At 73.4% G+C, this 19,267-nt stretch carries 16 protein-coding genes; 8 read left to right on the forward strand and 8 right to left on the reverse strand.

The annotated features are described in order from the left end of the window. Positions 1–8: 8 nt before the first annotated feature. Together ACF08W_RS10395 and ACF08W_RS10400 are read right to left on the reverse strand one after the other, a co-directional pair. Complete coding sequence (locus ACF08W_RS10395) at positions 9–2,483, reverse strand: FtsX-like permease family protein (protein WP_392279015.1); 2,475 nt, start codon at positions 2,481–2,483, stop codon at positions 9–11. Continuing rightward, positions 2,483–3,382 (reverse strand): ABC transporter ATP-binding protein, encoded by a 900-nt coding sequence (locus ACF08W_RS10400; protein WP_392279016.1) that lies wholly within the window; start codon positions 3,380–3,382, stop codon positions 2,483–2,485. Before ACF08W_RS10400 ends, ACF08W_RS10395 begins: the two co-directional genes overlap by 1 nt. 374 nt (positions 3,383–3,756) lie before the next feature. On the opposite strand from ACF08W_RS10400, the gene ACF08W_RS10405 reads away from it, so the two are divergent. After that, entirely contained in the window at positions 3,757–4,968 is a 1,212-nt protein-coding gene (locus ACF08W_RS10405; protein ID WP_392279017.1) for a cation:proton antiporter, read from the forward strand. A gap of 199 nt (positions 4,969–5,167) precedes the next feature. On the opposite strand, the gene ACF08W_RS10410 is transcribed toward ACF08W_RS10405, so the two are convergent. Next, entirely contained in the window at positions 5,168–6,313 is a 1,146-nt protein-coding gene (locus ACF08W_RS10410; protein WP_392279018.1) for a PP2C family protein-serine/threonine phosphatase, read from the reverse strand. A 104-nt stretch (positions 6,314–6,417) separates the two neighbouring features. Between ACF08W_RS10410 and ACF08W_RS10415 the strand changes: the two genes are divergently transcribed. Beyond that, complete coding sequence (locus ACF08W_RS10415; protein WP_392279019.1) at positions 6,418–7,650, forward strand: GNAT family N-acetyltransferase; 1,233 nt, start codon at positions 6,418–6,420, stop codon at positions 7,648–7,650. Here the strand turns inward: ACF08W_RS10415 and ACF08W_RS10420 are convergent. The 3 genes from ACF08W_RS10420 to ACF08W_RS10430 all read right to left on the reverse strand — a co-directional run bounded on the left by ACF08W_RS10420 (position 7,647) and on the right by ACF08W_RS10430 (position 9,764). Further along, positions 7,647–8,456, reverse strand: coding sequence for a DNA-formamidopyrimidine glycosylase family protein (locus tag ACF08W_RS10420; protein ID WP_352275328.1), 810 nt, complete (start codon positions 8,454–8,456; stop codon positions 7,647–7,649). The genes ACF08W_RS10415 and ACF08W_RS10420 overlap by 4 nt on opposite strands. Positions 8,457–8,546: 90 nt before the next feature. Beyond that, positions 8,547–9,035, reverse strand: a complete 489-nt coding sequence (locus ACF08W_RS10425) for a ribose-5-phosphate isomerase (RefSeq protein ID WP_352275330.1) — start codon at positions 9,033–9,035, stop codon at positions 8,547–8,549. Between the two features lie 132 nt (positions 9,036–9,167). Continuing rightward, complete coding sequence (locus ACF08W_RS10430; protein WP_392279020.1) at positions 9,168–9,764, reverse strand: biotin transporter BioY; 597 nt, start codon at positions 9,762–9,764, stop codon at positions 9,168–9,170. Positions 9,765–10,246: 482 nt separating this feature from the next. Here ACF08W_RS10430 and ACF08W_RS10435 point away from each other — a divergent pair, with 482 nt between their 5' ends. Further along, positions 10,247–11,728 (forward strand): amino acid permease, encoded by a 1,482-nt coding sequence (locus ACF08W_RS10435; protein WP_392279021.1) that lies wholly within the window; start codon positions 10,247–10,249, stop codon positions 11,726–11,728. A gap of 9 nt (positions 11,729–11,737) precedes the next feature. Here the strand turns inward: ACF08W_RS10435 and ACF08W_RS10440 are convergent, their stop codons facing one another. Both ACF08W_RS10440 and ACF08W_RS10445 read right to left on the reverse strand, forming a co-directional pair. Beyond that, the gene (locus ACF08W_RS10440) at positions 11,738–12,355 is read right to left on the reverse strand and encodes a histidine phosphatase family protein (RefSeq protein ID WP_392279022.1); all 618 of its coding nucleotides are present in this window, start codon (positions 12,353–12,355) and stop codon (positions 11,738–11,740) included. Positions 12,356–12,393: 38 nt separating this feature from the next. Beyond that, positions 12,394–13,815, reverse strand: coding sequence for an FGGY-family carbohydrate kinase (locus tag ACF08W_RS10445; protein ID WP_392279023.1), 1,422 nt, complete (start codon positions 13,813–13,815; stop codon positions 12,394–12,396). A 161-nt stretch (positions 13,816–13,976) separates the two neighbouring features. Here ACF08W_RS10445 and ACF08W_RS10450 point away from each other — a divergent pair, with 161 nt between their 5' ends. Genes ACF08W_RS10450 through ACF08W_RS10470 form a run of 5 tightly spaced genes read left to right on the forward strand, consistent with a single transcriptional unit; the run spans position 13,977 to position 19,182 of the window. Further along, a complete protein-coding gene (locus ACF08W_RS10450) occupies positions 13,977–15,413 on the forward strand; it encodes an extracellular solute-binding protein (protein WP_392279024.1) in 1,437 nt (478 codons plus the stop codon). A gap of 5 nt (positions 15,414–15,418) precedes the next feature. Next, positions 15,419–16,372, forward strand: coding sequence for a carbohydrate ABC transporter permease (locus ACF08W_RS10455; protein WP_392279025.1), 954 nt, complete (start codon positions 15,419–15,421; stop codon positions 16,370–16,372). Positions 16,373–16,430: 58 nt separating this feature from the next. Next, entirely contained in the window at positions 16,431–17,261 is an 831-nt protein-coding gene (locus tag ACF08W_RS10460; RefSeq protein ID WP_352275343.1) for a carbohydrate ABC transporter permease, read from the forward strand. After that, on the forward strand, positions 17,258–18,367 hold the full coding sequence (locus ACF08W_RS10465; protein WP_392279026.1) for an ABC transporter ATP-binding protein: 1,110 nt from the start codon (positions 17,258–17,260) through the stop codon (positions 18,365–18,367). Before ACF08W_RS10460 ends, ACF08W_RS10465 begins: the two co-directional genes overlap by 4 nt. 41 nt (positions 18,368–18,408) lie before the next feature. After that, positions 18,409–19,182, forward strand: a complete 774-nt coding sequence (locus tag ACF08W_RS10470; RefSeq protein ID WP_392279067.1) for a DeoR/GlpR family DNA-binding transcription regulator — start codon at positions 18,409–18,411, stop codon at positions 19,180–19,182. The last annotated feature ends 85 nt before the right edge of the window (positions 19,183–19,267 follow it).

Consider the following 19,267-nt stretch of genomic DNA (forward strand, 5'->3'; position numbering starts at 1 on the left):
CCCGGACTCTACGGCCGGGCGTCCGCCGTCCGCAGGGCCGCCCGGGCCGGGAGCAGCATGGCGGCGAGGCCGAGGCCGATCGTCGCGGCGACGAAGGTCCCGTACAGGAGCGGCGGAATGTACGGGTCCTCGCCGGTGAGGCCCCTCATCATCGGGAAGAGCGTGGCCAGCGCGATGGCCGTGCCGAGGACGGCGCCGGCCACGGTGACCAGCAGCGCCTCCCAGCGGACCATGCCCAGGACCTGGCGGCGGGTGGTGCCGATCAGGCGCAGGACGGTCAGTTCGCGGCGGCGGTCGAGGATGGTCATCACCAGGGTGTTCACGGCGGCGACGGCGGCGAATCCGCCGAGCACGGCGGCCATGACGGTGTTGGCCCAGGCGTTCAGTTCGCGGGCCTCGTCCTGCGCGGCGGCGTAGCCGGTGGCGTCGGTGACGGTGCCGAGCGCGGCGAGCCCCTTCGCGCCGGCCGGGGTGGCTCGGACCAGGACCTCGGAGGCGTACGGCGCGGTCACGCGGTCGGCGAGGTCGGCGGCGGGGAAGGTGAGGAGGCTGGTGCCGAGGCCGCGTCCGTAGACCGCGACGACCTGCGGCCGCGCCGGGGTGCCGTCCGGGAGGCGCAGGGCCAGCCGGTCGCCGGTGCGGACGCCCGCGGAGTCGGCGAGCGTGGTGTCGACGGCGACGGTCCCGGGCCGCAGGGCCGTGAGGGAGCCGGTCCGGATGTCGAGGTCCTGGACCTTCGTGAGCTGTGCGCCGGTGCCGATGACGCCCTGCGCGGAGGCGGCCTGGAGCTGTGGTCCGGGGTCGGTGGAGACCAGTACGGAGGTGCGGAGCAGGCCGACGGCGGTGGTGACGCCGGGGGTGGCGGCGGCCCGTGCGGTGGCGTCGGAAGTGAGTCCGGCGGGTCCGGTGACGATGTGGTCGGCGGTGATCGCGTCGCGCTGCTGGTGGGCGGTGGCGCGCTCCTGGCTGGTCTGCATGAAGACGAGCGTGGACGCGAAGGCCATGGCGAGGACGATCGGGGTGATCGCGGAGGCCAGCCGGCGGGAGTTGGTGCGGGAGTTGGCGGCGGCCAGCGAGCCGGGGGCGCCGGCGGCGCGCAGCGCGAGTCCGAGGACGGCGGCGCAGCCCCGGGCGATGACCGGGCCGAGCAGCCCGACCGCGAGCATGAAGAGCATGACGACGCCGAGGGCCGCGTTGGCGGAGTCGTCGCCGGAGGTGCTGGCGGCGACCCCGGCGAGGGACCCGCCGCCGATCAGGGCGAGGACGCCGAGGGGGGTGCGGACCGGGCCGAACGCGGAGCGCTCCACGGCGGTCTCGGCGAGGGCGAGTCCGGGCTTCATCCGGGCGGGGCGCCGGGCGGCGAGGAATCCGGCACCCACCGCGGTGAGCAGCGACAGCACGACGGCGGCGGCGAACGGCATCCAGGAGATCTTCAGGCCGACGGAGTCGAGGACGGCGCCCCGGTCCTGGAGCTGGCCGAACCACCAGCCGGCCAGGGCCGTTCCGGGGAGGCAGCCGAGCGCTCCGGCGAGCGGGGCGACGAGGAGCGCCTCCGTGGCGATGGTGCGGCGCAGCTGGCGCGGGGTGGCGCCGATGGCACGGAGCAGGGCGTACTCGCGGCCGCGCTGGCCGACGGCGAGGGCGACGGTGCCGGCCGCGGTCATGACGGCGACCAGGGTGGCGACGGCGCCGAAGGAGACGCTGAGCCCGAAGAGGAGTTCCTTGGTGGAGGCGAGGGCCGGGGTCTCGACGGCGCCCCGGTCGTCGCCGGTGTGGACCTGGACGGTGGCGGTGCGGCCCACGGACGCGCGTACCTGGTCGGCGAGGGCGGCGGTGGCGGTGCCGGGGGCGGCGAACACGGCGACGGCGTCGACCCGGCCGGGGTGGCCGGAGAGCCGGACGGCCTGAGGGTCGGTGAACCAGACGGTGCCGGGGGCGGCGGCCGTGCCGGAGACCCGGAACGCGCGGGGGCCGGCGGGGGTGTCGAGGGTGACGCGGTCGCCGGTGCGGGCCTTGCCGCCGGCGGGGAGGACGACCTCGCCGGTGCGGGGCGCGGCGCCGTCGGCGAGCGTGGCGCCGGTGAGGACGGCGGAGCCCCAGCCGTGGGCGGTGAGGGGGGTGCCGTCCTGGCGTACGGGGTAGGTGACGTCGCCGATCGCCCCGGCCGCGCCGGGGGTGTGCGCGGCCTTGGCGACCAGGGTCTCGGGCAGCCGGGCGGTGTCCGGGATCAGGACGTCGGTGGTCTCCTCGCTCTCGCCCTGGCCGACCTTCAGGTGGATCTGCTGGTCGGCGGCGACCACCACGGGGGCCTTGGCGTAGCGGTCGGCCGGGACCGAGGCGCGCAGGCCGGTCTCCAGCAGGATGCCGCAGGCGGAGGCGATGGCGGCGGCCAGCAGGAGCGCGACGAAGGTCCCGACGAACGAGGAGGGTTTGAACCGGACGGCGGCGCGGGCGAGACCGTTCGGGGCGTGCGGGGTGAGCATCAGGCAGCCGCTCCTGCGGGGCCGGGGGCGGTACGGGCGGTCAGTCCGGTCATCCGGGCGGCGATCCGGTCGGCGCCGGAGCGCGGCAGGCGGTCGGCGATCGCGCCGTCGGCGAGGAAGAGGACCTGGTCGGCGCAGGACGCGGCGACGGGGTCGTGGGTGACCATGACGACGGTGGCGCCGAGCTGGTCCACCGCGTTGCGGAGCAGGGCGAGGATCTCGGCGGCCGTGGTGGTGTCGAGGGCGCCGGTCGGCTCGTCGGCGAAGACCACGTCGGGCCGGGTGACCAGGGCGCGGGCGACGGCGACGCGCTGCTGCTGGCCGCCGGAGAGCTGGGCGGGGCGGCGGCCGCCCTTGTCGCCGAGGCCGACCCGGGCGAGGATCTCGGCGGCCTCGCGGCGGCCGCGTGCGGAGCGGGTGCGCTGTCCGGCCAGGCGCATGGGCAGGACGACGTTCTGCTCGACCGTCAGCGACGGCAGCAGGTTGAAGGACTGGAAGACGAAGCCGAGGCGGGTGCGGCGCAGTTCGGTGAGCCGGTTCTCGCTCATGCCGGTGATCTCGGTGCCGCCGAGGCGTACGGAGCCCTCGGTGGGGCGGTCGAGTCCGGCCGCGCACTGGAGGAAGGTCGACTTCCCGGAGCCGGAGGGGCCCATCACGGCGGTGAAGGAGGCGCGCGGGAGGGCGAGGTCGATGCCGCGCAGCGCGTGGACGATGGCGCCACCCCGGCCGTACTGGCGGCGTACACCGCGCAGTTCGACGGCGAGGTCGGCGGCGCGGGCCCCGGCGCGGGGGTCCTGGACGCCGACGGGCCCCCATGCGTCCGTGGTGCCGGTCCCGTGGTGGAGGTCCGTCGGGTACCGCCCGTCCTGCCCGCGCCGCCTGGTGGCTCGCAGCCCCATGTCGTCCGCCTTCCGTTGATCGTGCGCTCGTCGGCCGAGCGGCCGTTTCGTCGGCCCCTTCGGCCGTGTTCCGAACCTATGGAGCGGAGGCGGTCGCGGGACATGGCGGCTGCTGGCGGATCCGGGGTGGGGAAAACCCCAGCCCGCGTCGGGGGAAGACCGAAAGGGCGAGGTGGGAACGGGGTCCGCGGCACCGGAGGGCAGGGCGGGAGCACCGGGGGTCCGCGAGGGATCGGGGAGCGGTCGAGCGGAGTTTTGGCCAGGGGATACTTGCAACGTCAATCGTTCGGTAAACTAATTACTGACGCTTTCTTGACACTCTCTTGACCAAGTGAAGGATCGGGCTCATCGGACACGCAGACACGCTCATCGCCATGGGCGGCGCCTTCCTGGCCGCCGCTGTTCTCGCCCGCGTCGGCAGCCGCATCGGACTGCCGACCATCCCCCTCTTCATCCTGGCCGGGATCCTGCTCGGCCCGCACACCCCCGGCATCGTCCTCGTCGCCGACCCGCACGAGCTGGAGATGCTCTCCGCGCTCGGCCTGGTGCTGCTGCTCTTCTACCTCGGTCTCGAATTCCATCTCGACGACCTCAAGACCGGCGGCCGCAAGATGGCGATCGCCGGTGGCACCTATCTCGCCCTGAACGTCGGCGCCGGGCTCGGCTTCGGCTTCGCGCTGGGCTGGGGCACCTCCGAGGCGCTGGTCCTCGCCGGGGTGCTCGGCATCTCCTCGTCGGCGATCGTCACCAAGGTCCTGGTCGACCTGGGCCGGATCGGCAACCCCGAGACCAAGCCGATCCTCGGCATCATCGTGGTCGAGGACGTCTTCCTCGCCCTGTACCTGGCCGCCCTCCAGCCCATCCTGTCCGGCGCCGACAGCCTCTCCTCCGCGGCGGTCGACGGCGGCAAGGCCTTCGGGTTCCTGCTACTGCTCGCGCTCGCCGCCCGCTTCGGCACCCGGGTCATCGGCAAGCTGATCAACACCCGGGACGACGAACTGCTGGTCATCTCCTTCCTCGGCGTCGCCGTGCTGGTGGCGGGGGTCTCGGAGTGGTTCGGGGTCGCGGACGCGATCGGCGCCTTCATGGTCGGCCTGATGCTCGGCAGCACCACCTCCGGCGAACGCATCCTGAAGCTGGTCCATCCGCTGCGGGACGCCTTCGGCGCCATCTTCTTCTTCGCCTTCGGGCTCTCCATCGACCCCGGCGACCTGCCGGTCGTGTTCTGGCCGGTGCTGGCCGCCGTCGCGGTGACCCTGCTCATGAACGTCCTGGCCGGTCTCGCCGCCGCGAAGGTCTACTCCTTCGGCCCGCAGGCCACCGCGAACATCTCCACCACGCTGGTGGCGCGCGGCGAGTTCGCCCTGATCCTCGCCACGATGGCGGCGGCCGCCGGGCTGGACGAGCGGCTCTCCCCGTTCATCGCGGGCTATGTGCTGCTGCTCGCCGTACTGGCTCCGCTGGCCGCCGGGCGCTCGCACTGGCTGGCCCGCATCCTGCCGGGCGGCCGTGACCGCGACCGCGACCGGGGCAGCGGGAACGGCGCCGGTGAGGATGCCGCCGAACCACTCGCGGCACGGACCTGAGCCCGCCCGGCGGTCACCCCCGCACCTGCGGCCCGGTCGCGGGCACGGCCCCCAGTGCCGTGTCCGGACCGGGCCGGGTCGTACGCGGGACGGCCCCTGGTCGTACGCGGACCGAGCCGGGTCGTACGCCAGCGGCCCTGGTCGTACGTGCGGCGGTCCTGGTCGTACGCGGGAGACCCCCGGTCGTCCGCGCGGCGGCTCAGGCCCGGCGCGACAGGAGGAGCAGCGCCCGGTCGTCGTTGACGTCCTTGGCGCAGGCCTCGATCAGATGCCAGGCCGCGCCCTCGAAGCCGGTGGCGACGTAGCGGTCGGCCTCGCCGGTCAGCCGGTCGATGCCCTCGGCGATGTCCCGGTCCGACGCCTCGACCAGGCCGTCCGTGAAGAGCATCAGGACGTCGCCGGGGGCCAGCGAGCCCTTCACGGCGTCGAACTCGGCCCCGTCGTACACCCCCAGCAGCGGGCCCTCGGCGGCCATCTCCTCCCACTGGCCGCTGCCCGCGTGGAGCTGGAGGGCGGGCGGGTGGCCGGCCGAGAGGAGTTCGTAGTCGCCCGATTCCAGGTCCAGCACCAGATGGATCGAGGTGGCGAAGCCCTCGTCCCAGTCCTGGCGCAGCAGATAGCCGTTGGCCGCCGGGAGGAAGCCGTGCGGCGGCAGCGAGCCGAGCAGCCCGCCGAAGGCCCCGGAGAGCAGCAGGGCGCGGGAGCCCGCGTCCATGCCCTTGCCGGAGACGTCGGTGAGCACGGCCTCCAGGGTCCGCCCGCCGTTGGTGCGGGCGGCGACGACGAAGTCCCCGGAGAAGGACTGGCCGCCCGCCGGGCGCAGCGCCATCTCGCGGTGCCAGCCCTGTGGCAGCCGGGGCAGGGCGCTCTGGACGCGGATGCGTTCGCGGAGGTCGAAGAGCATGGTGCCCCCGCGCCGCCATGGCACCCCGACCCGGGCCCGGAACTGCGCGAGGACCAGCCCGAACAGGCCGCAGGCGGCGACCACCAGGACGACGCCCGGGGTCACCCGGGCCGCGCCGTCCTTGTAGGGCCCCAGCACGGCCGACTCCACGATCAGGGCCGTGGCGGCGGTCGCGTACAGCCCGAGCAGGCTGGCCGGGCGCAGCAGCAGACCGCCCGCGACGATCGGCAGCACGAGCGCGGACGGGGAGCACCAGAGGGGCTGGAGGAGAGTGGCGACGGTGATCGCGGGGATGGTCAGCATCAGACCGGCCAGGGCGATCCAGTCCGATCCGTCGCCCCGGAAGTAGTCGACCCCGGATCTGCGCAGCGTGACGCGTACCCGGTGCGCCGATTTCCGCAATCGGGCCGGGTACGTCTCTGCTCCTGTGCGTCGTGCCATTGCGGGGACCTTATCCACCCGGCAGCCCGAGGTGGAGGGGTACCCCGTGGCAATGCGTTCGAAATCGGTTCGCTCCGCCGTCGAAGCCCTGGTAGGCATGGCCCATGACTACTGAGCTCCGTGTACTGCGTCCGTCCGAATGGAACCAATGGTTCGAATGCCTGGAGCTGGCGTTCGGAGGCGTTCCGGAGTCGCCGGAGGAGCGTGAGCTGTTCCAGGAGCTGACCGAGCCGGAGCGTTCGCTCGGTGTCTGGGACGGTGACGACGTGGTCGGCACGGCGGGGGCGTTCAGCTTCCGGGTGGCGGTGCCGGGCGGGGCGGTGGTGCCCGCGGCGGGGATCACGATGGTGAGCGTCGCCTCCACGCACCGCAGGCGCGGGCTGCTGACCTCGATGATGCGCCGTCAGCTGGACGACATCCGGGCGCTGGGCGAGCCGTTCGCCGTGCTGACGGCCTCGGAGCCGGTGATCTACGGCCGGTTCGGCTACGGCACGGCCTCGCGGCAGATGTCGCTGACGATCGAGAAGGACCGGGTCCGGCTGGAGGTGCCGCCGGGCACGGAGGCGGTGCGGCTGCGCCACGCGAAGCCGGACGAGGCGCTCGCGGCCTGCGAGGGCGTGTACGCGCGGCTGGTGGCGGGCCGTCCCGGCATCCCGGCCCACGGGCCCGGCTGGGAGCGCAAGCCGATGGTCGATCCGGCCTCCCAGCGGCAGGGCGCCTCGACCCAGCAGTGCGTGCTGGCGGAGCTGGACGGACAGGTCGTCGGCTATGTGAACTACCACCTCCGGCCCGCGTGGGAGCCGTCCGGCCCCAAGGGGACCGTGGAGGTCAACGACCTGCAGGCGCTGGACCCGGCGGCGTACGCGGCGCTGTGGCGGTTCGTCTTCGACATCGACCTGATGACGACGGTCGTGGCCCGCAACCGCCCGGTCGACGACCCGGTCCTGCACCTGGTGTCGGACACCCGGCGGTGCAACGTCCGGGTCCGCGACTGCCTCCACGTCCGGCTGGTGGAGTTGGGGGCGGCGCTGGAGGCACGGACCTACCGGGGCCCGCTGGACGTGGTGTTCGACGTGGAGGACGCGTTCTGCCCGTGGAACGCCGGGCGCTGGCGGCTGACCGCCGACGCGAAGGGCGTCGCGACCTGCCGCCGGACCGAGGACCCGGCCGACCTGGCGCTCTCGGTGCGGGAGCTGGGCTCGGCGTATCTGGGCGGCGAGGCGCTGAGCGCGCTGGCCGGGGCCGGGCGGGTGCGGGAGCTGACCCCGGGCGCGCTGGCGGAGACCTCGGCGGCCTTCCTCTCCGACGTCGCGCCCTGGCTGCCCCGGGGGTTCTAGGCGGCCTGGCAGCCGGGGCACCAGAAGAGGTTGCGGGCGGCGAGGTCGGCGGTGCGGATCTCGCCGCCGCAGATGTGGCAGGACTGACGGGCGCGGCGGTAGACGTACACCTCGCCGCCGTGGTCGTCGACGCGCGGCGGGCGGCCCATCGCCTCGGGCAGGTGCTCGGGGCGGACGGTGTCGATCCGGTTGTTCCGTACGCCCTCGCGCATCAGGGCCACCAGGTCCGCCCAGATCGCGTCCCACTCGGCGCGGGTGAGGTCCTTGCCGGGCCGGTACGGGTCGATGCCGTGCCGGAAGAGCACCTCGGCGCGGTAGACGTTGCCGACGCCCGCGACGACCTTCTGGTCCATCAGCAGGGCGGCGACGGTGATCCGGCTGCGGGAGATCCGCCGCCAGGCCCGCTCGCCGTCCTCGTCGGTGCGCAGCGGGTCCGGGCCGAGGCGGTCGTGTATCGCGCGCTTCTCCGGCTCGGTGAGCAGGGCGCAGGCGGTGGGGCCCCGCAGGTCGGCGTGGTGTTCGTCGTTGAGCAGCCGCAGCCGGACCGTGTCGGTGGGCGGCGGGGCCGGGACGGTGCCGAAGCCGAGCTTGCCGAAGAGGCCCAGGTGGATGTGGACCCAGCCGGTGTCCCCGAAGCCGAGGAAGAGGTGCTTGCCGTGGGCGTCGACCCCGGTGAGGGGCAGCCCGTCGAGCAGCGCGGCACCGGCGGCGAACCGGCCCTGCGGGCTGCTCACCCGCACCGGCCGTCCGGCGAAGCGTTCCTCGTGGTCGGCGGCGAGGCGGTGGATGGTGTGTCCCTCGGGCACGGCGGCGGCTGCTCCTCGGTTCCTTGCGGGGCGGGTACGGAAACGGCTGTGCCGCCGGGGGCGGCCCGGCGGCACAGGAGGTGGGTGGGCTCAGCCCTGCTGCGGGTGGTGGGCCGGGATCGGGGGAAGCTCGCCGGTCGTCTCGTACGCCGTCAGCATCTCGATGCGGCGGGTGTGGCGCTCCTCGTTCGAGTACGGCGTGGCGAGGAAGATCTCGACGAACCTGGTGGACTCCTCCACCGGGTGCATCCGGCCGCCGATGGCGATCACGTTGGCGTTGTTGTGCTCGCGGCCCAGGGCGGCGGTCTGCTCGCTCCAGGCCAGCGCGGCGCGGACGCCCTTGACCTTGTTGGCGGCGATCTGCTCGCCGTTGCCGGAGCCGCCGATCACGATGCCGAGGCTCTCCGGGTCCGCGGCCGTCCGCTCGGCGGCACGGAGGCAGAACGGCGGGTAGTCGTCCTGGGCGTCGTAGATGTGGGGTCCGCAGTCGACGGCCTCGTGGCCCTGGGCCGTGAGCCACTCGACGAGGTGGTTCTTGAGTTCATAGCCGGCATGGTCCGAGCCGAGGTACACGCGCATGCATCCGAGTGTGGCACGTGCGGCGCGCACCGGCCGCCATCGGGGTCCGGGACCGGACCCGTACGGACGGCGAGGGCCCGCCGTCCGCGTTCGTCCACGCGGTCCGGCGGGCCCTCGTACGGGCGGGGGGCGTCAGCCCCGGCGGCCGGCCAGCTTCCAGGCGGCGGGCAGCGCGCCCATGGCGAGCGCGGCCTTCAGCGCGTCACCGATGAGGAACGGCACCAGGCCGGCCGCGATCGCGGCGCTCGCCGACATGCCGGTGGCGAGGGCCAGGTAGGGGACGCCGACCGCGTAGATGATCGCGGAGCCCAGCACCATCGTGCCCGCGGTGCGCAGCACGGAGCGGTCGCCGCCCCGGCGGGCGAGGCCGCCGACCACGGCGGCGGCGAGCAGCATGCCGAGGACGTAGCCGAAGGAGGGGAAGCCCATGCCGGAGTTGCCCTCGGAGAACCACGGCATGCCCGCCATGCCGACCAGCGCGTAGACCGCGAGGGAGAGGAAGCCGCGGCGGGCGCCGAGCGCGGTGCCGACCAGGAGCGCGGCGAAGGTCTGGCCGGTGACCGGGACCGGGGAGCCGGGGACCGGGACGGCGATCTGGGCGGCTATGCCGGTGAGCGCGGCGCCGCCGAGGACCAGGGCCGTGTCGACGGCGTAGCGGTGCCGGGCGGCGGGGAGCAGGTCGGCGAGGACCGCTCCGGTGCGGGCAGGGGCGGCGGCAGCAGTGCTCATCGGGACTCCGCGGGGGTGAGGGCAGACGGGGACAGATTGAGCCCGACGTTAGCCCACCGGTTAACGCCCGATCACCATCCGTGGCCCACAAAGCGCTGTCGGAGCGGTTGGTGGGGTCTGCACAAAGAGGGTCGTTCAACCGCGCGGTGGCGTGATGATCGTCACTGGAGGTGGGGGCGGAACGACCCCGGTCCGACGCGGCGCGACGTCCGGGAAGGACTGTAGGTTTCCCACCAAAACGACCGGGAGGCCTCCCTCCGGTCGTCGGCGCGGTCGCCGCCGCGCGGTCGGCCGGACACCTGGCGTGAACAGGTTGTCCGCATAGCGGACGATGATTCCATGGGGGCGGTCGCCCCGCCCAGACTGTCCGCGCGGATCCCACACCTCCGCGTTCTCCCGTTTTTCTTCCCGTTTCCCGCAGTCCCCGGATCCCCGCGTCCCCCCACATCCCCCACGTTTCACCGAGCGAACAGAGCACGTCCATGCCACGGAAGTCCGTGCCTCCCCCCACCGGCCCCTCCTCCCCCGCCGACGACCCCGGACCCGAAACCGGGGCCGAAACCGGCACCGGGACCGAAGCCGCGACCGGGGCCGGAACCGGTGCCGATACGGCCCTCGGTCACGGCCTCAAGCAGCGCCACCTCTCGATGATCGCCCTCGGCGGTGTCATCGGGGCCGGCCTCTTCGTCGGCTCGGGCAAGGGCATCGCCGCCGCCGGTCCGTCGATCGTCGTGGCGTACGCCGTCTCCGGGCTGCTGGTCATGCTGGTGATGCGGATGCTCGGCGAGATGTCGGCGGCGTACCCGGCCTCCGGTTCCTTCTCCGTGCACGCGGAGCGGGCGATCGGCCCGTGGGCGGGGTTCACCGCGGGCTGGGCGTTCTGGGTGCTGCTCTGCGTCGCCGTCGGCCTGGAGGGGATCGGCGCGGCGAAGATCGTGACCGGCTGGCTGCCCGGCACGCCCCAGTGGGCCTGGGTCGCGCTCTTCATGGTGGTCTTCATGGGCACCAACCTGGCCGCGGTGAAGAAGTTCGGCGAGTTCGAGTTCTGGTTCGCCGCCCTCAAGGTCGCGGCGATCACGCTCTTCCTGGTGCTGGGGGTGCTGGCGGTGCTGGGCCTGCTTCCCGGTACGCCCGCCCCGGGGACCGCCAACCTCACCGGCGCGGGCGGATTCCTGCCCCATGGGGCGGAGGGCCTGGTGATCGGGCTGCTCGCCTCCCTCTTCGCGTACGGCGGGCTGGAGACCGTGACGATCGCCGCGGCGGAGTCCGACGACCCGGTGAACGGGGTCGCCAGGGCGGTCCGTACGGCGATGTGGCGGATCGCGCTCTTCTACGTCGGCTCGATGGCGGTCGTCGTGACCCTGGTCCCGTGGAGCGACCCGAAGGTCGTGGAGGTCGGCCCGTTCTACGCCGCCCTGGACCACCTCGGCATCCACGGCGCCGCGGAGATCATGAACGTGGTCATCCTGGTCGCCCTGCTCTCCGCGATGAACGCCAACATCTACGGCGCCTCCCGGATGGCCTGCTCGCTGGTGGCCCGCGGGCAGGGCCCGGCGCGGATCGGCCGGATCTCCTCGGGGGTGCCGCGCACCGCGGTGCTGGTCTCGTCCGGCTTCGGCTTCCTGTGCGTACTGCTCAGCTACTGGCGCCCCGAGGACGTCTTCCCGTGGCTGCTCAACATGGTCGGCGCGGTGATCCTCGTCGTCTGGGCCTTCATCGCCGTCTCCCAGCTGGTCCTGCGCCGACGGCTGGAGCGCGAGTCCCCGGACCGGCTGGTCGTGCGGATGTGGCTCTTCCCGGGGCTGACGGTGGTGGCGCTGCTGGCGATGGCGGGCGTCTTCGTGCTGATGCTGCGCCAGCCGGACACCCGGGACCAGCTCGTGGCCTCGGGCTCCCTGACGCTGGTGCTCGCCGCCATCGGCCTGGTGCGCCAGCGGCGGGCGTCGGCGGCCGCCCGGGGCTGACGGCTCCCCTCAGACGTCGCAGGGCACGTTGAGGGAGAGCAGCGCGGCACCCTCCGGCCCGAGCCGCACCTCGCTCACCGCCGCGTTCAGCAGCCTCGGCAGGACCCGGCGGTAGCTGCCCGCCGGGATCGCCAGCAGCTCGCAGAGGACCAGCCGCAGCAAGGTGTTGTGGGCGACGACGAGGACCCGCTGCCCCGGGTGGGCGGCCGCGATCCGGCGCAGCGCCGCCGTGCCCCGGGCGGCGGCCGCCCGGGGGTCCTCCGCCCCCGGGAAGGGGTGGGCGACCGGGTCGGCGCGGTACTCCCGGGCCCGCTCCGGCTGCTCGACCGCGAACTCCGCCAACGTACGCCCCTCCACCGCGCCGAAATCGCATTCGCGCAGGTCGTGGTCGCGGCCGGGGGTGAGGCCGAGCGCCTCGCAGGCCGGTCGCGCGGTCTCGACGGCCCGGCCGACCGGGGAGGTCCACACCGCGTCGACCTTGTTGCGGGCCGCCCAGGCGCCGAGCCGTCCGGCCTGGCGGCGGCCCTCCTCGGTCAGCGCGATGTCGCTGACCCCGGCGTAGCGGTTCTCCGCGTGCCAGACGGTCTGCCCGTGGCGGGCGAGCAGCAGGGTGGCGGGGGCGGTCATGGTGTCTCCGTTCGGGTGCGGGGGTGGTGGGGGGACGGTCACGCGTGCTCGGCGCGGGTGCGGGCGTGGGCGGCGACCCGGCCGGGCAGCCAGCCGCGCCGCTCCAGCTCGGCCACCAGGGTGAGGTACGGCTCGGTGTACCACGCGGTGCGCACCGGGTGCGGGTGCAGCACGTGGCGCAGCCGCACCATCCGGCCCGCCGCCTCCTGGAGGCTGCCCGCGCCGCCCGCCCCGTACGCGGCGAGGATCGCCATGCCGAGGGCGGGTTCGCTGTACCGCGGGATGTGCACGGGGCGGCCCAGGACGTCGGCGCGCAGCCGGCTCCAGTGGCCGCTGCGGACCGCGCCGCCGGTGAAGGTGAGCCGGTCGTACGTCTGGGCGCCGAGCAGGTCCAGGTAGTCGAGGCAGAGCCGTTCCACCAGCCCCACCCCGGTCAGCAGGGCCGCCCAGTGCTCGGCGTCCGAGGCGGGCTCGCCGATCAGGAAACCGGTGGCCTCCGGCGCCACGAACGGGAACCGCTCCCCCGTCGCCACCAGCGGGTACGCCACCACCCGGGCCGGTTCGCAGGACCGGGCCGCCTCGTCCATCCGGGCCGGGTCCACCCCCGGGAAGGCGGCCGTCAGCGCCCCGCCGCCCACCCCGGAGGCCCCGCCCGGCAGCCAGCTCCCGTCCGGCGCGCGGTGGCTGTACACCACCCCGGCCGGGTCCTCGACCGGTGACGAGGTGACCCCCTTGAGGACCAGCGTCGTCCCGAGCACCGAGTTCCAGGAGCCGACCGCGAGCGAGCCGGAGGCGAGCTGTGCCGCGCAGCCGTCCGTCATCCCGGCGACCAGCGGGGTGCCCGCCGGGATCCCGGTCTCCTCGGCGGCGGCCCGGCCCACCTCGCCGATCGGGGTGCCGGGCCGCACCACGTCCGGGAAGAGCGCGTCGGGCAGGCCGAGCTTCGCGAAGCGGCGCCGGGGCCACTCCTGCCGGACCAGGTCGTAGCCGGTCTTCAGGGCGTGGCTGGAATCGGTGGGCAGCGGCGTCCCGGCGAGTCTGGTCAGCACGGAATCGGCCTGATGGGTGATGCGTACGGTGCCGTCCGCCGCACCGCCGTGCTCCCGCAGCAGCCACATCGCCCTCGGCAGCGCCCAGCTCGGCGGGGTGCCGGCGCGGGCCGCCTCGGCCACGGCCCGGCCGTCGTCGTACATCACGCCGGGGGTGAGCGGGCGGCCCGCCCGGTCGGCCAGGAGCACGGTGCCGGAGGTGGCGCAGACGGCGAGCGCGCGCGGGGCGGGGGCGTCGGCCAGCGCCTGCCGGGTGGCCGCGCACAGCGCCGTCCACCAGTCGAGCGGCCGCTGCTCGTGCCGCGCGCCCTCGCGTCTGCCGGTGAGCGGGGCAGCGCCGCTGCCGAGGATCTCACCGCGGTCTCCCGCCACCACCGCCCGGACGCTCTGCGTGCCGAGATCGATGCCCATCCACATATCGGCCCCCTCTGTGAACTTCTCACTCTGCACCGAGAATTTCCCGTGCGCGAGGGATTGACGGCCAACTTCTGCCGTTACAAGCTCTGTTAACCAGTCGTCCCGATGTGTGAACGGTCCCCCCACTCAGCTCCGGCAGGCCGTGGAGGTCACGGATGGACATGCGTGCGTACGACCGGCGTCGGTTGCTCGCCCTCGGCGGAGCCGGGGTGGCGGCCGCGGCCGCCACCCCGTTGCTGACCGCCTGCGGCACCGGCTTCGGCGGTGGCGGCGGCTCGCAGGGCGGCGGCTCCGCGGCCGACGAGGTCACCGGCTCCTTCGACTGGAAGCGGGCCAAGGGCCGCAAGGTGCGGGCGCTGCTGAACAAGCACCCGTACACCGACGCGCTGATCGCCGATCTGAAGGCGTTCACGGAGAAGACCGGGATCGAGGTCGCGTACGACGTCTTCCCCGAGGACAACTACTTCGACAAGCTCACCGTCGACCTCTCCAGCGGACGCGCCTCCTACGACGTGTTCATGCTCGGCGCGTACATGGTGTGGCAGTACGGTCCGCCGGGCTGGCTGGAGGATCTCGGCCCGTGGATGCGCAATGAATCGGCCACCGGGGCGGAGTGGGACCGGGAGGACTTCTTCCCCAACCTCCTCGCCGCCGACCAGTGGTCCCTGAAGGCGGGCGCGCCGCTCGGCCGGGGCGGGCAGTACGCGCTGCCGTGGGGCTGGGAGACCAATGTCGTCGCGTACAACACCGAGGTGTTCTCGAAGCTGGGGCTGAAACCCGCCGAAACCTTCGACGAGCTGCGCGAGACCGCCGCGGCGATCAGCCGCCGGGCGCCGGGGGCGGGTTTCGACGGGATGTACGGGGTCGCGGTGCGCGGCTCGCGCAGCTGGGCGACGATCCACCCCGGCTTCATGACGATGTACGCCCGCAACGGCCTGAAGGACTTCACCGTGGAGGGCGGGAAGGTGCGGCCCGCGATGAACTCCCCGGAGGCGGTCGCCTTCACCCGGGACTGGGCGGAGATGGTCAGGAAGGGCGGGCCGCCGTCCTGGACCTCGTACACCTGGTACCAGTGCTCCAGCGACCTCGGGGCGAAGAAGGCGGGGATGCTCTTCGACGCGGACACCGCCGCCTACTTCCAGGCGGTGGAGGGGGCCTCCCCCGCCTCCGGGAAGATCGCCTTCCACCCGGGCCCCGAGGGGCCCGGCGGCTCCCTCGACACGAACATGTGGATCTGGTCGCTGGGGATGAACGCGCGCAGCCGCCAGAAGTCCGCCGCCTGGCTTTTCCTCCAGTGGGCGACCGGCAAGGAGCACCTGCGCAAGGGGGCGGTCGAGCACCATCACATCGACCCGGTACGGAGGTCGATCAGCCAGGACGCCGCGTACAAGGACCGGATGCGGGCGATCCCCGGCTTCCTGGAGACCTTCGAGACGGTGGTCGACCGGACGCGTGTCCAGTTCACCCCGCAGGAGCAGTTCTTCGACGCGACGACCTCCTGGGCGGCGGCGCTCCAGGAGATATACGGCGGGAAGAACGCGTCGTCGGTGCTGAACGGCCTGGCCGGCGAGCTGGCCGCGAAGGTCGGCTGACCGGGGTGCGCGGCACGGCACGGAAGGTGCGGGAGGAACCCGGGGTACGGGAGGCGCGGGTGGTGCGGGCGGTGCCGGCCCGGCGTCGGGCGCTGCGGCCGTATCTGCTGATCGTGCCCGCGCTGCTGCTGACCGGCGGCATCCTCTACCCGTTCGGGCTCGGCCTCTACTACACGGTCTTCGACTTCGCGGCGAGCAAGCCGCGCCCGGACCTGGTGGAGTTCGGCAACTACCACCGCATCCTCACCCAGCCCGCGTTCTGGGACTCGGCCCGGGTGACGGTGGCGTACGCGGTCGGCGCGGCGGCGGTCGAGACGGTGCTCGGGGTGGCGGTTGCCCTCCTGCTGCACCGGTCGAGCCGGGTCGGCCGGGTGCTGGAGAAGATCCTCATCCTGCCGCTGATGATCGCTCCGGTGATCGCCGCGATCATGTGGAAGCTGATGCTCCAGCCCTCGGTCGGGGTGGTGAACCATCTGCTGGAGCCGGTGGGCCTGGGCGGGGTGCAGTGGACGGACACGCCGACGGGTGCGCTGCTCTCCTCGATCGCGGTGGACGTGTGGGTCTACACCCCGTTCGTCGCGGTGCTGGCGCTGGCCGGGCTGCGGTCGCTGCCCGTCTCCCCGTTCGAGGCGGCGGCGGTCGACGGGGCGGGCTGGTGGTTCACCTTCCGGCGGCTGACGCTGCCGATGCTCTGGCCGTACGTCCTGGTCGCCGTGATCTTCCGGTTCATGGACTCGCTGAAGGTCTTCGACATCATCTACGCGCTGACCGAGGGCGGACCGGGCGACTCCACGATGGTGCTCCAGATCCGGGCGTACCTGGAGGCGATCCGCTTCCAGCGGTACTCCTTCGGGATCAGCTACATGATCGTGCTGTGGGCCGTGGTCTATCTGGTCACGATGGCGCTGGTGCGCTATCTGGGCCGGGTGCAGAGCCGTGCGGCGGAGGTGCCCGCATGATCCGGGGCTTTCACGCGGGGGCCCGGGTGGGCCGGGGCCGGGCGGCGGGGGTGGCCGGATGAGGCGCCGGGTGCTCGCCGTCGCCGCCGATCTGGCGCTGATCGGCTACTTCGTCTTCTCGCTCTTCCCGGTCGTCTGGATGGTGGTGCTGTCGCTGAAACCGGCGAACGAGCTGTTCAGCACGTACTTCTCGTTCACCCCGACGCTCGACTCGTACCGCACGGTGCTGGGCTCGGGGGACGACCAGGGGGTGCCGTTCCTCCGCTTCTTCGTGAACAGCCTCGTCGTGTCGCTGGGGGCGGTCGCGCTGTCGCTGGTGGTGGGGCTGCCCGCCGCGTACGCCGCCGCGCGGTGGCGGTTCCGCGGCTCGGAGAACCTGATGTTCACCCTGCTCTCGTTCCGCTTCGCGCCCGAACTGACCGTGATCATCCCGCTGTTCGTGCTCTACCAGCAGCTCGGGCTCTTCGACACCTACGTCGGCATGGTGTGGGTGCTCCAGCTGGTGACGCTGCCGCTGGTCGTCTGGATCATGCGCTCGTACTTCCAGGACCTCTCCCCGGAGCTGGAGCAGGCGGCGCTGCTGGACGGCTACACCCGCAAACAGGCGTTCTTCCGGGTGGCGCTGCCGCTGGTGCGGCCGGGGATCGCGGCCGTCTCGCTGCTGGCGTTCATCTTCGCGTGGAACAACTTCGTCTTCCCGCTGATCCTCACCTCGTCGAGCGCCCAGACGGTGACGGTCGGCGCGCTGTCCTTCCTCGGCGGCGACCGGCCCCGGTACAACCTGACGGCCGCCGCCGCCCTGGTCTCGGTGGTCCCGCCGCTGCTGCTGGCCCTCACCATCCAGCGGTACCTGGTGCGCGGGCTGTCGTTCGGGGCGGTGAAGTCATGACCGGCCCGGCCGCCCTCGCGCTGCGCGGCGTCAGCAAGCGGTACGGGCGGACCACCGCGCTCGACGGGCTCGACCTGGAGGTCGCCGAGGGCGAGTTCTTCTGCCTGCTCGGCCCGTCCGGGGCGGGCAAGACGACCACGCTGAAGACGATCGCCGGCCTCGTCGAGCCGGAGGCCGGGACGGTCGAACTGGGCGGCGCGGACATGGCGGGCGTGGAGCCGTACGACCGGGGCGTGGCCATGTGCTTCGAGTCGTACGCGCTCTACCCGCACCGCACCGTGTACGACAACCTCGCCTCCCCGCTCCGCTCACCGCGCCACCGCCTCCCCGCGCACCTGGCGCGCGAGCGGATCGGGGAGGTCGCCGAACTGCTGGGGATCGGGGCGCTGTTGGACCGATCGGTGGGGCGGCTCTCCAACGGGCAGCGGCAGCGGGTCGCGCTCGGCCGGGTGCTGGTGCGTCCGGCCCGCGCGTTCCTGCTGGACGAACCCCTCTCGCATCTCGACGCGAAGCTGCGCCAGGCGATGCGGGCGGAGCTGCGGGCGATCGGCGCGGTCCGGAACACCACCACGCTCTACGTCACGCACGACTCGGTGGAGGCGCTGGCGCTCGGCGACCGGATCGGGGTCCTCCGGGACGGCCGCACGGTCCAGACCGGCACCCGCGAGGAGGTGTGGCACCGCCCGTACGACACCTTCGTCGCCCGGTCCTTCGGCCGCCCGCAGATCAATCTGCTGCCGGGCACGGTGACGGCCGAGGGCGCTGTCCGGGCACCGGACGGGGCGTACGAGCTGCCGCTGCGCGTCCCCGTGCCGCCCGGCACCGAGGTCCAACTGGGCCTGCGGCCCCGGGACGTCGCCCTCGGGGAGCCGCCGCCGGGCACCGCGTACGGGCTGACGGGCGCCGTCCACGTCACCGAACTGCTGGGCCGGTCCACCGAGGTCACCGTCCGGCTCGGCGGGCAGCGGCTCTCGTTCGTCGTACCGCGCGCCGAGGCGGCGGGGCTGAGCCCCGACCGCCCGGTCCGGCTCTCCGTACGGCCTGAGAGTCTGCTGCTGTTCGAGGCCGACCGGCCGGCACGTCCAGGACGAAGGATCAGCACGTGAGCAACGTTCCGCAGCGGGGCCCCGCCCCCCGCCAGGCATCCATGGCCGAGTACGTCCTCGCGCAGGGCGAGGTGAGCGCCGCCGAACTGGCGGAGCGCTTCGACGTCAGCCTGATGACCATCCACCGCGATCTGGACGAGCTGGAACGCCAGGGCATCGTCCGCAAGTTCCGCGGCGGGGTCACCGCCCAGCCCTCCGGCGTCTTCGAGTCGAACGTCTCCTACCGGCTGAAGACGATGCGGGCCGAGAAGGCCGCCATCGCCGAGCGGGCCCTGAGGCTGATAGAGCCGGGCATGGCGGTGATGCTGGACGACTCGACGTCGACGCTGGAGATAGCCCGCCGGCTGCGCTCCATCACCCCGCTGACCGTCGTCACCAACTTCCTGGAGGCGATCAACCTGCTGTCGCAGGAGCGGGGCATCCATCTGATGGGCCTGGGCGGGGACTTCGACCCGCTGCACTCCTCGTTCCTCGGCGTGTCGTGCGTGGAGGCGGTGCAGTCGCTCCAGGTCGACGTCTGTTTCACCTCCACCTCCGCGGTGTCCGGCGGCTTCGCCTACCACCAGGAGCAGCACATCATCTCGGTGAAGCGGGCGATGCTCGACTCGGCGAGCCGCAATGTGCTGCTGCTCGACCACTCGAAGCTGGGCCGGGTGGCCCTGCACCGGCTGGCCCCGCTCTCCCGCTTCGATCTGCTGCTGGTCGACGACGGGGCCACGCCGCGGGCGCTGCGCGAACTGGACGAGCACAAGGTGCCCTACGAGGTCTGCCCCACCGGCCGTTCCACCGGCGCGGAGGACGGCGACGACGGATGACCCCGACGCGGCGAGGCGGCGATGACGTGTGACTGAACCGACGAGGTGCCGGCCGGACGCGGGCACCGCGGGGCTCCGGCCGGGC

The organism is Streptomyces sp. NPDC015144 (genome assembly GCF_043079735.1).
In the GTDB taxonomy this organism is placed as follows: domain Bacteria; phylum Actinomycetota; class Actinomycetes; order Streptomycetales; family Streptomycetaceae; genus Streptomyces.